Origin of the sequence: Mucilaginibacter sp. 22184 (assembly GCF_052045695.1) — a bacterium.
GTDB lineage: Bacteria > Bacteroidota > Bacteroidia > Sphingobacteriales > Sphingobacteriaceae > Mucilaginibacter.
The window spans coordinates 145033-159431 of sequence record NZ_JBQEPI010000013.1 but is presented as its reverse complement, the minus strand read 5'-3'; the positions used below and the strand labels follow the sequence as shown (position 1 = coordinate 159431).

The window sequence follows — 14399 nt, the reverse complement described above, 5'->3', positions numbered from 1 at the left end:
AAGGATTTATTGTTATCTATTGCCCCGCATAATGATAAGTGTAACTCTTAATGATATTCCCATCCTTATCCTTAATATTCATCAGCCGCTGGAAATTATCATATTCGTATGTCGCTCGCTCTCCTTTCGGATCGGTTACGCTTGTGACCCCATTGATTAAATTGTATGTATTGGTTGTTATCTGAGAAGTCTTTAATGCTGTATTTGTTCGGAGTGGCGCTAAAAAGCTATTGACCTGTGCGTCAGTAGGATTTTTTATATTTCTGAAACTTTCAATTGCGGGTAATCCCCCTAAAGCGGTGGTTAGAGTTGTGTAATCTGCGCTCTCAACCTTAGCGATTGGATACATCCCCCCATATCCCCATATATAGGAGGTCTTGGGACCATTTTCCCTGGAAACATTAAGTACATTGCCTGTTGTATCATATCCATAATAGCGCAGCCTAATTTCCGATAGACTTGCCCCCTTTTTGTATTCAACCGTTTGAGGAGCGAATACATTGTTGCCCCAATTATTGTAATTAGCTTTTGTTATATCTAAAATATTCCCATTTACAGATCTGGTCGTTAGTAAAATTGGATTGACAATATTCAAGCTAACCATGTTATTATAAGGCGCTGTAGTTGCGAAATCAGTTGGGTAATTATAGGTGGTTTTCAGCAAATCCCCATTACTAGCTTGGGTAGAAACAGCGGTAGGTTGCGCATTTGCCAAATTGTTATATTCATAGATGGTATTAACCTGTGAATAATTGGCTCCGTTTAGATCATAAGTCAGTGTTTTTACCGTATCAGCATAAATCCAGGCTTTGTGAATAAAATAATAGCTAGTGTTATAATTGCTGCCATACCAGGTTCGCGCTGCGCCGTCAAGTGGAGGGCCACAATACAATCGATAATGCTCTGTAGCAAGATATCCTGTAAAGTCAGCATTAGATTCCGGATGTTTTACAAAAGGAGGATAAATTCCATCATAATGCGTTAATATCTTCTTTGTATAAACACGCCGACCATTCAATATTTTAAATGTTCCCTGATATAATTCAAATCCATTTCTACAACTTTCATTACCGTTTGGTGCGCCAAATATTGCCTCTCCTTTAAATATGGATGCATCGTGGTCCTGGAAGACAGTAAAAGTGTGTTCAATACCGCCGTTTTCAAAATTTTCACCAAACCCTTCCGTCACATTCGCATAGGACACAGGAGTAGCTGTTTTAAAAAGACTTAACGGCGAATTGGAACTGCTGGTAACGAATGCAAAGGGTACGCCGTTCGAACAGGTACCACCAGCAGTACATGCTACCCATAATTTAATTGCCCTCTCAAAATAAGGGATGTTCACAGTGCCTGCTGAAGATTGATCTGGATTGGAGAATTTATTATAGTAAAATTTCTTGATGATGGGCGTACTTGATGCGCCGCTGTAAGTAAGAATCTTCGCAACCCTCACTCCTCCAACTGGTCTATTAATAATTTGATTGGTTATAGTGCCGGGATAATATGATAATTTAACTGTTGCTTTTACATGGTCGCCATATAAAAGAATACCCAATTTATAAGTGCCGGGATCTAGGCTACGGCTTTTTGTAAAACTTTTACCTGGAAGTATAAGCGCTTGATCAATCACATTGTTATTGGCATCCAAAATTTGAATGGAGGCTTGTCTAGTACTATTGGGATTGGTGGACAGTGCGGTACAAGTGCCCGAAAATGTAACTGATTGCTGGGCAGAAATTACAGCCAAATCAGTCCCAATAAAACTTTGCTCCGAGCCCGTTCCTGTATTATTTTCGGCAGAAAAATTTAAATCTTGAGTGTTTGGATAAATAGTTGTTGTTTGATAAGCTGTATTTCCTTCATATATAATACTATCCCGCCCGCCAGTAGGATAAAAGATAGAATTGAGCAGACCTTTTGCAGCAAATAATGGATCAGGATCTCTATTCGCAGTCGCTTTTGGCAGCATTCTTGCGAAATCAGAGTCTTTGGGCTTTGGGATAGCACTAGTGTTGCTTTTTCCGTTAAAATATCCCCAAATGTCCTGAGAGAAAGAAAGAGCACCAGGAACGGAAAACATATCGTTATATCCAAATTGGTGTTTTCTTAGTAACTGTCCTGCTCCGTTATTTTCGGTAAGGGAAATTAAATAGGGCCTGGACGCAGCATAGGCATATTCAAAGTTGAAAGCCTTATACAAGGTTGTTCGATCAGGGCCATAAATATTTATAGTAGAGACAAGCTTGTCATTATCATCTTGGCGATTCGTATAACTAAATTGAATCTTGTCCCCGTGGATTGACGTAATGCTATCTAACAACACACCCTCCGTTCTAAGTGAATTGGTGCAGTTTACGTCAAGCGGATTGGGGCGACCAACCCGATCGTTTGTAGTACAGGGCTTAGTGGATTGGGAGTCGGTAAAGGAATAGATCGTCTGTGAAATACCGATTGCATAGGTGTAAATCAGCGGAGAATAATAAAATGAAATCACGTCACCATTAGGATGAGCGATTTTTTTCAGATACCAGGCCGTTGAAGTGTTATCATAACCTGGCCCACAGCTACCTACATTTTGAGTAAACTCAGTCGCGTTATCGCCAAAAGTATATTGAATTCCATTGCCGTCTGTAATCTTAAATCCACCGATTAATTGACCGCTATTACCTCCCGATGTCAATTCTATTTTCAGTCCTGTATTAGTAAGCGGTACTGGACGAAGTGTTCTGTTTGGTCCTATGGTATCTAAAATGAACTTCCCATTATAACCGTTAAAACTATAGCTAAAAACATCCGGTTGAGCATCTATCGACCCACCTGGTCCCACTCCTTGCAGCGGTATCGTACTTGCTAAAGCAGCCTCAAACTCAAAAAGAGGAAAATCGTTATTTTGTCCTAAGGGAGGTATGGGTCGGACCCTGGTCGATTTTTCATCGATGCTCCCCAAAATAGTCCTCGTTATAACCCCACCAGAGCTCAGTGCCCACTGGTTTCCTACCCTTGAAGCAATTTCATCGATCTTAAATCCGGTAGTCGTGTAATTAATTGCAATCGGTATACTCAATTCTTTTGACTTATAACCCATCAATGAAATCGAGAAATTTGCGGCTCCTGAAGATAATCCGGTATTAACACCGGCATATTTTCCAAGTGATGCCGCGTTCGGGGCGGGTGGAAGAAGATTAACAAGACTATAGTCCTGGGCATTTGCCAGGTTTATCGTTATAAGAATAGCGGTGATAGAGGACAGGAACGCTTTGTTTTTTTTCATATGTTGATAAGGAATATTGGTGTTTTATTACATACAAGTAATACGCTTTGCGGACGCAATTCGAATTATGATTACAATTCATAATTTCATAAAGTGTTCCTAAAACAATTTAATTGACTCATTTTGTATGTCTTATATAATCAAATATAATATTTATTATAAATATTATATTATTTTAAATATTTTCCATGTCCAGAATTTAAATTTTAGGTAAAATGGCCTTTAACATTGGTGGGGATTTCTACGCATAATTCACTTCTATAAGAGACAGCCTAAAATGTGGGATAAAGATATTTGGAACAAAATCCTTATTGTTATCAGAGGCCTCTCTTAACTTAATCATTCTTATATAGGCAAGGACAATATTGCCTAGGGAGGTTTGTATCGAATGAGGCGAGGGGATAATTATTACGAACGAGGTAATAATGGTTTCCTTTACACAAGAAAAAGATTAGACACAGAATTTGATTTTTGAGATTTTAATCTTTCAAATTATCCAGCTTTTTCTGATCCTCTTCGGAAAACTTTACGTATTTAGATAAATCTTTCACCATCTTCCTCGCAAAAACAGCGCCTTCATCATTACTTTTCATCACATCATCTTCGCCAAGATCAGCATTCTCTCCGTATATTGCTTGCTTCAATTCTTTGCGATGATCTAACGCATTCATTTTTCCTCTCAGCTTATCCACCATAGACAGATCAGGTGTGCCTCTTAGCATCAGGTCTTTAAAATCCTTATAAGGAGCAAGGTTTACATTGATCACTTTTTGCATCACTTCTCCTCACTGAAGTACCTCAGTGGCTGAATATTGTTTGCTATTTCTCAACTGCATTTCCATGACCATCCCAAGAAACATTTCTGGCGTTCCATTCCAACTTGGCTTGAAACTAAAAAGCTTCTGAAAAAAAGTTCGTAAACCCATGATCTTAGATTTAAAACCGTATTATATAAAGTTAGTAAAGAAGAATTGTTATATCAATACTTATATTATAAACATCAGCAAAGGCATTGATATGGAAAAAGTGCTTAAAAAGGCACAACGAATTTTTGAATAACCTTAAAAGCGAAACTCCAAAAAGTTTCTTTGAACGTTGGCGAAAACTAAGACATCTGGCAATTATTTACTTGCTTAATGACGCATTTGTTGAAGGCGATAGTTGTCCTGCTTTTAAAAAGCGGCGAACCTAGCCTGTAAATCCTGTATCTAAACCAATATTTAAGTTTTATTGTCTGACCAATACAATATCAACAAAATGATCAATAGCTGTTATCTGGCTCACTATCATTTGCTTTGAGGAAATCGATAATATATGAAAATTATATGACCCTTGCGAACCTGTTGTAAATATTATCCCGATAGCCACATTGTATGTGATGGCCCCGTCAACACTGGTGGTGCCCTTTCCGTTCTGACCATAACTGTAAGTAATATTTTGCGTGGTTACGTCTCCGGGCGTGGCCGTTAACTTTCCGTTTTGATTAACGTAAGTGGTGTCAAGAGTTGCCTTCCAGGTTCCCATAATATCAGCGGCTGTTACAGTTTCGGGATTAAGACCTGAGGACGGTGGTGGAGATGCCGGCTTGCTGTCCTTTTTTGAACATGCAATCATTAATGAGGCAGCTAACAGTACGGTTAATAATTTCTTCATGCAGCAGTGATTAGTGTTTGAACAAGTGAAATTAGTTAAATGTTTTAGCAGTGCCGACTTAACCCTCGCCCATCAACTATTGCAAATTGCATAGTTCACATTTAAGGTCGGCGATTATTCCCTTTATGTGTTTTCCTTAAGCTGCAAAAGATTTGTCCCATCGCGGTGAAGCATTTAACGTTTTCAGTCGTTATTAATTAATATTCATAGATATTGGTGTTAGCGCTCGCAATTCAGCTAAATTTTTTTGATGCCTCCGGCTTTTTTCTTTAAGATATTTACTTTTGGATATGCTCAAACAAATCTGTTTACTACTGGCCTCATTAGCCGTTCCTGTAATTGTCCGTGCCCAGACCAATTGTAGTAAGAAAGCCGACAGTCTTTATGCAGCCAAGATATATGAAAGCGCAGGCCGCTATTACCTGCTTTCGGAACAGGAAGAGGATTTTTTAGGTGCGAAACAAAACGCATTATATAACGCCGCCTGCTCCTTTGCCCTGGCAGGCAAGGCCGATAGCGCTATGTTATTGCTCAGCCGATCGGTCAAATATGGGAATGATAATGTGGCGCACATAAAAACCGATAATGACCTAAGTTCACTGCATGATCGTGCTGATTGGCAAAAGCTGATAGCAAACATACATCCGCGCAAAAAAAGCACCAATATCCCGACCAAAGCAAAGTTGATCACCACCGACGTCCGCAATTTTTGGGATGCCTATGACCGTGCTCAAAAAGATACAATCAACCGTTTAGCTATTTATCGCAAGTACTATATTGACCGAGGTACACCTGGCCTGCAGGATTATTTTACTTACAAAATAACCAAACTCAAGTACTTTGTTAAAGGGCATGACAGTCGTCCGAAATTCTATGCTGCCATCCGCAAAAACACGTACCAGGTTGAGCAACAAAAACCACAGATGATAGCCAGCTTTGTGAAGCTGAAAGAACTTTATGACAAAGCCATGTTCCCGGATGTATATTTTATAATCGGCGATTTTTCATCAGGCGGTACTTCTACGGATAACGGCCTGCTCATTGGGCTTGATCAATGTGTGCGTACACCTGATATCCCGACGGATGAACTAAACTTATGGCAGCGCAATAACTTCAGTAAACTGGAAAATTTGCCTTATATGATTGCCCACGAGCTGATCCACTTTAATCAGGGCGGCATGGCGAGCGATACAACGCTGTTGCACGCGGTTTTAATAGAAGGCTCAGCTGATTTTATTGGTGAACTGATTTCGGGCAATATCATCAATCAACGGCAGCACGAATGGGCAAAGGGTAAAGAGAAACAAATCATGGCAGATTTTGAAAAAGAAATGTACCTGAATCGTACCCACAACTGGATAGCTAACTCTGATCAGGAAACGGAAGACAAACCTGCCGACCTGGGCTATTGGGTGGGCTACCAGATTTGCAAAGCTTATTACCATCAAGCAGCAGACAAGAAACAGGCAATAACCGATATGCTCAACATCAAAGATTACAGGGCGTTTTATAATAAAAGCGGTGTAAACCTATTGTTTTAAAGCTATCGAAACGTAAAGAAATTTTTTTATAATTCAACATTAGCACCTATCGTGATATTGTTTAGGTAAAACCGTTCGGTAGCCAGTGTTCGGGGGATTTTATTTTTAGATTACTAAATACCGCATTTTTTACAGTCATCAATCCAGTATATGTCTTATTCATAGTAATTGCAATAATGCATAAAACGGAATCTATAGCAAAACTCCTTATCAGCAATTTTAATTTACATATAAATGTGCGTAAGTATCATTGAAAAGCAAATAATTTCAGTATCTCGGCAAGATATTAACCTGTCTTTTATTTAATTTATGCCAGTAAATCCGAAGCAAATTTTTCAATTCTTAGTCGATTTCCTTCTAATAATGCATTATATAGTTGTTTATTTTTACGAGGTAAATCGTCAAACGTATTTAATCCATTTTGATTTAAAAACTCTGTCAAATATCTGACTTTGGCTCCTGATAGTTCATTTAATATAATTTCATCTTTATTGATGCCCACCTTAAAAAAATGGATCCATCTATCAATAGAAATTTTTCTCAACTCTGCTTCAGCTATTGAAACCGCATCCCAAGATCTACCATAGTTGTTTCCAATAAGAACGATTAAATATGCCTGAAAGCAGGGCATTAGTGCAGCGGGAGGAATAACTGTTCCGAGACTGGCAAGTCTTTTAACTACACCAGGTTTGTTGTAAAAATTATTAGATGCAAAATGAGTTTCGACAACCTGTTTCGCAGCCTTAATAAATGTTACAGACCTCAAATTTTCGGGTACATAATCAAACCCGCCAACTTTTAGTAAGGCATTCTTCACTCCAGAAATAGCGATCGAATTTCCGGCAGCAGTTACATCCCGATAAGTTGTTCCAATATTGTATTTATCGTTTTCACTGATTTTCTCCCAAATACTTGGTAAGACTACGTTAAGATTTGAAAGAGCAAACTCTAGTGTTACTCCTGATTCATTCTTAATTGCTGTTATCAGAATAGAAATAACCGTTCTTAAGTAAAATAGGTGGATATTTCAGAGCCGTTGATCAATCCGTTCTGGAAAAGAGTTCAGAGTGTTCCATTACACTTTGACCATGCTATCGTCCTGAATTAGAAATTCAAATTTGTTGTTCAATAACACAATTAATTGGTCTAATGAGCACAGAACAATATGGTCAAGCATTCCGGAATGTCCAGAAAAGGGGCCTAAGAAATTGGTATTTCAGAGAAGTTAAAATACCATGAAAGCTGATTTATTTTTCACAGACCTCTCACGTACCTCCAAAAGTAGTTTTAAAGGGTTTAAAATGGCGAATGCGAAACAAGAGCCGAACCATTAACTTATTGATAATCAAAGAGTCGAATTATAATTAAAACCTATTTAACCGTTGACCAGTTTTGATGGCATGCAAGAGGTCATCGGTTCGACTCCGATATTCTCCACCTTGAAAAAAGGCTTTACAATTTCTTGTAAAGCCTTTTTTGTTTCTATTAAAAATCTGTTTCCCAATACTGATTCAGCACCCGGTACCGCAATCGTTTTCGTAGATAATCCTGTATAAGTCTATATTTTTTTGGTTATTTATTGGTGAAATTCACCAACCATACACCAATTAAAACATGAAGAAAAACACATTAATTATATTATTGGCTTTGCTGTTCAGCCAGGCAGCCATTTGCAAAAACTTTACCGTTCGCTCACAGGAAGAGTTTAAAACTGCAGTCTCACAGGCGGTCGCAGGAGATGTAATCATCATCGCCAATGGTACTTATACCGGCTGGGCCGTAAAGGTGCCGACCGTAGCTAACGCAGCTCACCCTTTAAGCATTCGCGCAGAAACCCGCGACAAGGTGATATTTACAGGCGATACCGATCAGTCGGTATTCGAAATATCCGGGAGTTATATCGTATTACAGGGTTTAATTTTTAAGGGCTGCAATGTGCTTAAAGCCGATGGAAAAGTCGGTGTATTGGTAGAATTTAAAAATTCCACAGACTGTCGTTTAACACAATGCTTATTTACACAAAACGCGGCTAAAGCCCAGTTTACGCCACTGGTTATTGTATCTGGTACAGGGCAGCACAACCGGGTAGACAGTTGCCGTTTTATCTCCAACATCGATAACCAGGAACTACAAATAAAGATCACCAAAGAGGCTTGCCCGGTAAATACCCTTATAGAAAATAATATATTTGAAAACAAGGCAAAGGTTAACTGGAAGGTATTTAATGGCGGCGAATGCGTGCAGATAGGTCAGGATCCGGTATTGTTGGGAACTTCCATTGCCAAATCTATAGTGCGTTACAATCGTTTTATCAATTGCAATGGCGAACCCGAAGTGATCAGCAATAAAAGTTCTGGCAATAGTTATATCCATAACTATTTTGAAAACTGTGAGGGCGAACTGGTTATGCGCGGCGGGCACGACTGTGTGATTGATAGCAATGTAATTAATGGCGGCACCGGCGGCATACGCATTAACGGCACAGGTCATATCATTACTCATAATACCATCAGCAATGTTAAAACCGGCATCAGGTTGATGTACGGTATGGGCAGGGGGAAATCGGAGATTGGCTTTTACATAGCAGCCAGCAATTGTGTTATTAAAAATAACCATATCGAAAAAGCCGCTACAGGAATACTGGTGGGAGATAACAAAAATGCCGATTGGACGGGCAAGTTTAATACTACACGCTACCCATCGCGGGTAATACAGGATGTGGCACCCTTTGACAATACAATTGGTGATAATATTTTTACCGATTGCGGTCAAACGATCAAAGAATGATAGTTCGTTTTAAATAAATGTTAACCTAAGAACACTTTATTGAACTTGATGTCGATAGAAACAAAGTTCAGGTATTTTATTTGCATAAATTTTTTAGTTTAGCCAGCTCAAATAATAATTATGGAAAATTTTCAAAAATTAAAAGAATTAATCGCTGCGGCCGAAGCTGATGCTGCCAGTTTTTATGAAAAAGGTAACAAAGCTGCCGGTACCCGTTTAAGGAATGCTATGCAGGCTTTAAAAGTTTTAGCGAGCGATATTCGTAAAGAAGTAACTGAGAAAAAAAACGCTCAATAATCAAACAACGATTTAAAAAACCCCGACCAAATTGGTCGGGGTTTTTTGTTTGCCCTAAATAGCCTAACTTTGTGCCCGATGAAATATATCGCCATCATCATAAGCTTATACATCTCCCTCCTGTCGGTAATGCCGTGCCAGGACAGGGACGATGCGGCATGGGCTCAAACACACCTGACCATCAGGCAGGCTCATGATGGCAATAAGGATTGCACCCGCGAAGCCTGCACACCGCTTTGCTCCTGCTCCTGCTGTTCAAGCGTTCGGGATATCGACTCACAGGCGCAAGTTCCAACCTTTCAGCAAAACACTTTTGTTCCATATCCCGATCTCATCATCCCTGCCTTATCTGAGCAGGATATAGCAATCTGGCAGCCGCCGCAATTAAGTTAATTCGAATTTCCTTTTTATTTTTTTTGCCTGTCATTACCAATGACGAGGCATGGATTGTCGCATTAATTTAATAAAATTTCATGTTTGATCATATTATCGCGTTCTCTATCCGGAACAAGGTAACTATCGGAATCATGACGTTGTTGCTGGTGATTGCCGGAATTTATTCCGCTGCCCATTTACCGGTCGACGCGCAGCCTGATATTACCAACAACCAGGTACAGATCATTACGCAGGCACCCAATCTGGGTGCACAGGAAGTGGAGCAGTTTATTACTGCTCCTATTGAACTATCCATGGCCAATATTGCCGGGATAGTTGAAAAACGATCTATCTCCCGTTCGGGCATCTCCGTTATAACCCTGGTTTTTAAAGACAATATTGATATATACTGGGCACGCCAGCAGGTAACTGCCCAGTTAAAAGAAGCCGAAAGCAGTATACCAACTGATCTTGGTCAGCCCACACTTGCCCCAATAACTACCGGCCTTGGCGAAATTTATCAGTACGTGATCCATACCAAAAAGGGTTATGAGCAAAAGTACACAGCTACCGATCTGCGGACCATACAGGATTGGCTGGTACGCACACAATTAGCTGGTACAGTTGGCGTAGCCGAAGTAAGTGGCTGGGGTGGTTTTGTTAAACAATACGAAGTTGCGCTGGATAACGACAAGCTCAATTCACTGGGACTTACTATACCCGATGTGTACTCCGCTCTACAAAAAAACAACGAAAACACAGGCGGCTCCTACATCGAGCAACTCAACAACGCTTACTTTATCCGCGGCCTGGGGCAGGTAAAATCACTGGATGATATCAAAAAGATTGTTGTAAAAAATGTAAAAGGCTCGCCCGTTTTAATACGCGATATTGCCATGGTGCAGTTTGGCAGTGCCACCCGCTACGGCGCAGTAACCCGGAATGGCGAAGGCGAAGTTGTTGCCGGTGTTACTTTGATGCTCAAAGGCGAAAACTTTAGCCAGGTGATCAAAAATGTAAAAGAGCGCATGGTGCAGATCAAAAAATCATTGCCCGAGGGTGTAACCATTGAGCCTTTCATTGACCGCACCGAACTGGTTAACCGGGCCATCGGTACCGTAAAGCGTAACCTATTAGAGGGTGCGCTGATCGTTATTTTTGTGCTGGTGCTCCTGTTGGGCAACTTCAGGGCAGGCCTGGTGGTGGCTTCGGTTATTCCGCTGGCTATGTTGTTCGCGTTTCTGATGATGAGGCTGTTTAATGTTTCTGGCAACCTGATGAGTTTAGGAGCTATCGACTTCGGACTTATTGTGGATGGCGCGGTAATTATTGTGGAAAGCGTGGTGCATCACATTACGAGCGGTCGCTACCAAAATAATACTATCGAAAAGCTGAGTACCGAACAAATGGATACGGAGGTACAAAACAGCGCTGGCAAGCTCATGAAATCGGCGGCTTTCGGGCAGATCATTATCCTCATCGTTTATCTCCCCCTATTGTCGCTCATCGGTATCGAAGGTAAAATGTTCCGGCCGATGGCGCAAACCGTGGCCTTTGCCATTTTGGGTGCGTTCATCCTTTCGCTTACTTATGTACCGATGGCCAGCGCCTTGTTCCTGAGCAAAAACACGGTACACAAAACCAATATTTCAGATCGTATCATCACTTTTTTACAGCGTATTTATCAGCACGCGCTGGTGGCTGTATTGAAAGTAAAAACGCTTATCGTTGTGGTGGTTTTTATATTATTTGGTATCTCGATATGGGCATTCAGTCGCATGGGTGGCGAATTTATTCCTACACTGGAAGAAGGCGACCTCACCGTGGAGATCTCGATGATGCAGGGCACCTCACTTTCCGAAGTGGTTAAAACCTTCGGAAAGGCCGAGAAATTATTGAAAGCTCGTTTCCCGGAGATCAAACAAGCGGTTACCCGGATAGGCAGTTCGGAGATACCGACCGACCCTATGCCTATTGAAAAAGCAGATATGATGCTGGCGATGAAACCAAAGAGTGAATGGAAAAACGCCGCGACCAGGGAAGAAATGTCAGCAAAAATGGAAGCCGTACTGGAGGAAATTCCCGGTATCCATGCCTCTATCTCGCAACCCATGCAAATGCGTTTTAATGAATTGATGACCGGCATCAGGCAGGATGTTGCCATTAAGATTTATGGCGAAGACCTGGATGTACTGGCTGATGAGGCTGGCAAGATCGCAAAAGAGATATCGACAGTAAAAGGTGTAACCGAGCCCTATATCGAAAAAGTGATCGGTTTGCCTCAGATCCAGGTAGCCTATAACCGCGACAGGATGGCCCAATACGGCTTAAATATCAGCGATGTGAATATGATACTCAAAACCGCCTTTGCCGGCAATGTGGCCGGTGTGGTATTTGAGGGCGAAAAACGTTTTGATATGGTGGTGCGCATGGACCGCAACCTGCGCGAAAACATTGCCAACGTGGAGAACCTACTCATCCCACTCCCCTCGGGCAATAAAGTTCCGCTGAACCAGGTGGCGGATATCGGTATCAAAGATGCCCCGGCCCAGATATCCCGCGAGGATGGTAAGCGCCGTATCTATGTAGGTTTCAACGTAGAAGGCCGCGATGTGGAATCAACCGTAACCGAGATCCAGAATAAACTGGCTAACCGGATAAAATTACCCGGTGGTTATTATATGACCTATGGCGGGCAGTTTCAGAATCTGCAGGCGGCAAAAAGCCGCTTGGCTATTGCCGTGCCTGCTGCTTTGTTGTTTATACTGGTGCTGCTGTATGTTACCTTTCGCTCGGTTAAGGAAAGCCTGCTCATTTTTACGGCTGTACCTTTGGCTTCTATGGGTGGTGTAGCAGCATTACTGCTTCGCGGAATGCCGTTCAGTATTTCGGCGGGGGTTGGCTTTATTGCCCTGTTTGGTGTAGCGGTGCTCAATGGCATTGTGCTCATTGGCTATTTCAATCAACTGAAAGAAGAAGGCATGAGCAATATTTACGATCGTGTACTCGAAGGCACCAAAACACGGCTGCGCCCCGTACTGATGACGGCCTCTGTTGCTTCGCTGGGCTTCCTGCCTATGGCGCTGTCATCAAGTGCGGGTGCCGAAGTGCAAAAACCACTGGCTACCGTAGTGATAGGCGGCTTGGTTACTGCCACGTTTTTAACCCTGTTTGTATTGCCTTGCCTGTACCTGCTATTTAACCGGAAAGAGGTAAGTAAAATAAAACTACCCAAGGCAGTGTTAACTATTTTGATCATGGGCATGCTGGCAATAGCCGGTGCACCCAAAGCAAATGCGCAGCAAAACGCACCATTAACACTGGATAGCGCGATAGCCAAAGCATTAAATCAAAATCTGAAAGTGCGATCTGCCGGGCTATCGGTTGAGCAGGCCCGGGCTCTACAAAAATCATCGGCCGATTTGCCCAAGACCGAGTTTCTGCTTACGCAGGATCCTACCAGTGGGGGTAACATTGATAACAGTATCGCCGTAACCCAAAACATTGCCTGGCCGGGATTGTACAAAAACCAACGAAAACTGCTGAACCGGCAAACTCAACTGGCCGAAAGCTCGGGCGCTGTAACCCGTGCCGATATCATTAAACAGGTACGTAGTGCCTGGTATGCTTACCTCCTGAACCGGGAAATGCTGCGGGTTTTGGACCACCAGGACAGCATCTACTCAGGCTTTGTAAAAAAGGCGGAGATTCGGCGCAAAACCGGCGAAACATCCGCTCTGGAAGTGATCAGCGCCCGTAATAAATACCAGGAGATTCAAGCGATACGGATCGGCACCCAAGCTGATCTGCGCAGTAATGAATTGGCCCTCCAGCAATTATTGAATATGGATGAGCCTGTGACGGTAAGCGAAAGCGCCTTACCGATACTGCTTGATCTGCGGTCTGATGCCGCTAATGTGGCCGATAACCCGCAGGTAGGCATGGGACTTCAGCAGATTGAGGTGGCCAGGGCAAAAGTGGCCGTTGAAAAATCGCGATTGATGCCCGATTTTACTTTGGGCTATAACCAGCAGCTGCTTATTGCTGGCTTCAATCCGGCCAATATCAACCGGAGCTACTCGCCGGGTACACGCATTGGTGGTTTCCAGGTGGGGGTTGCCGTACCAGTTTTCAGTAAGGCTTATACGGCGCGTATCCGGTCAGAAAAACTGGGGGCACAGGTGGCCGAGATCAATTACCGCCAAACCCGTCAGCAACTCAGCACCCAATATGAACAGGAACTGCAGCAATATCAAAAATTCAGACAGGCGGTGGATTATTACACCTCCGGTGGATTAAAGCAAGCCGATGAGCAATTACGAATAGCACAGGTATCCTTCAATCTGGGCGAGATAGGCTATATCGAATACATCCAGAATACATCCGCGGCTATACAAACCCGGTTGGCTTACCTCGACGCAGTGAGTCGCCTGAATCAATCGGCTATACAAATTCAATATATCAAAGGGAAATAA

General features: G+C 42.0%; 9 protein-coding genes. 5 read left to right on the top strand and 4 right to left on the bottom strand.

From position 1 onward, the window contains the following. Nucleotides 1-16 precede the first annotated feature (16 nt). The 3 genes from ACTJKG_RS25285 to ACTJKG_RS25275 form a co-directional block, all read right to left on the bottom strand. Complete coding sequence (locus ACTJKG_RS25285; RefSeq protein ID WP_440740731.1) at nucleotides 17-3271, bottom strand: hypothetical protein; 3255 nt, start codon at nucleotides 3269-3271, stop codon at nucleotides 17-19. A gap of 479 nt (nucleotides 3272-3750) precedes the next feature. After that, the gene (locus tag ACTJKG_RS25280) at nucleotides 3751-4047 is read right to left on the bottom strand and encodes a hypothetical protein (RefSeq protein WP_440740730.1); all 297 of its coding nucleotides are present in this window, start codon (nucleotides 4045-4047) and stop codon (nucleotides 3751-3753) included. Nucleotides 4048-4498: 451 nt separating this feature from the next. Continuing rightward, nucleotides 4499-4924 carry a hypothetical protein gene (locus ACTJKG_RS25275; protein ID WP_440740729.1) on the bottom strand — a complete coding sequence of 142 codons (426 nt, stop codon included), beginning with the start codon at nucleotides 4922-4924 and terminating at the stop codon, nucleotides 4499-4501. Between the two features lie 290 nt (nucleotides 4925-5214). On the opposite strand from ACTJKG_RS25275, the gene ACTJKG_RS25270 reads away from it, so the two are divergent. Continuing rightward, the gene (locus ACTJKG_RS25270) at nucleotides 5215-6465 is read left to right on the top strand and encodes a TPR end-of-group domain-containing protein (protein ID WP_440740728.1); all 1251 of its coding nucleotides are present in this window, start codon (nucleotides 5215-5217) and stop codon (nucleotides 6463-6465) included. Nucleotides 6466-6772: 307 nt separating this feature from the next. On the opposite strand, the gene ACTJKG_RS25265 is transcribed toward ACTJKG_RS25270, so the two are convergent. Then, nucleotides 6773-7282, bottom strand: a complete 510-nt coding sequence (locus tag ACTJKG_RS25265) for a hypothetical protein (protein WP_440740727.1) — start codon at nucleotides 7280-7282, stop codon at nucleotides 6773-6775. Nucleotides 7283-8079: 797 nt separating this feature from the next. Between ACTJKG_RS25265 and ACTJKG_RS25260 the strand changes: the two genes are divergently transcribed. The 4 genes from ACTJKG_RS25260 to ACTJKG_RS25245 all read left to right on the top strand — a co-directional run bounded on the left by ACTJKG_RS25260 (nucleotide 8080) and on the right by ACTJKG_RS25245 (nucleotide 14399). Next, on the top strand, nucleotides 8080-9252 hold the full coding sequence (locus ACTJKG_RS25260; protein ID WP_172335693.1) for a chondroitinase-B domain-containing protein: 1173 nt from the start codon (nucleotides 8080-8082) through the stop codon (nucleotides 9250-9252). A gap of 120 nt (nucleotides 9253-9372) precedes the next feature. Continuing rightward, on the top strand, nucleotides 9373-9549 hold the full coding sequence (locus ACTJKG_RS25255; protein WP_172335694.1) for a histone H1: 177 nt from the start codon (nucleotides 9373-9375) through the stop codon (nucleotides 9547-9549). A 78-nt stretch (nucleotides 9550-9627) separates the two neighbouring features. Beyond that, nucleotides 9628-9942, top strand: coding sequence for a DUF6660 family protein (locus ACTJKG_RS25250; RefSeq protein ID WP_172335695.1), 315 nt, complete (start codon nucleotides 9628-9630; stop codon nucleotides 9940-9942). An 80-nt stretch (nucleotides 9943-10022) separates the two neighbouring features. Next, nucleotides 10023-14399 (top strand): CusA/CzcA family heavy metal efflux RND transporter, encoded by a 4377-nt coding sequence (locus ACTJKG_RS25245; RefSeq protein ID WP_172335696.1) that lies wholly within the window; start codon nucleotides 10023-10025, stop codon nucleotides 14397-14399.

Excerpts from the sequence above, each read along its gene's own strand:
- ACTJKG_RS25280 (WP_440740730.1), bottom strand. The coding sequence starts at position 4,047 with ATGCAAAAAGTGATCAATGTAAACCTTGCTCCTTATAAGGATTTTAAA.
- ACTJKG_RS25270 (WP_440740728.1), top strand. The coding sequence starts at position 5,215 with ATGCTCAAACAAATCTGTTTACTACTGGCCTCATTAGCCGTTCCTGTA.
- ACTJKG_RS25255 (WP_172335694.1), top strand. The coding sequence starts at position 9,373 with ATGGAAAATTTTCAAAAATTAAAAGAATTAATCGCTGCGGCCGAAGCT.
- ACTJKG_RS25245 (WP_172335696.1), top strand. The coding sequence starts at position 10,023 with ATGTTTGATCATATTATCGCGTTCTCTATCCGGAACAAGGTAACTATC.
- ACTJKG_RS25285 (WP_440740731.1), bottom strand. The coding sequence starts at position 3,271 with ATGAAAAAAAACAAAGCGTTCCTGTCCTCTATCACCGCTATTCTTATA.
- ACTJKG_RS25250 (WP_172335695.1), top strand. The coding sequence starts at position 9,628 with ATGAAATATATCGCCATCATCATAAGCTTATACATCTCCCTCCTGTCG.
- ACTJKG_RS25275 (WP_440740729.1), bottom strand. The coding sequence starts at position 4,924 with ATGAAGAAATTATTAACCGTACTGTTAGCTGCCTCATTAATGATTGCA.
- ACTJKG_RS25260 (WP_172335693.1), top strand. The coding sequence starts at position 8,080 with ATGAAGAAAAACACATTAATTATATTATTGGCTTTGCTGTTCAGCCAG.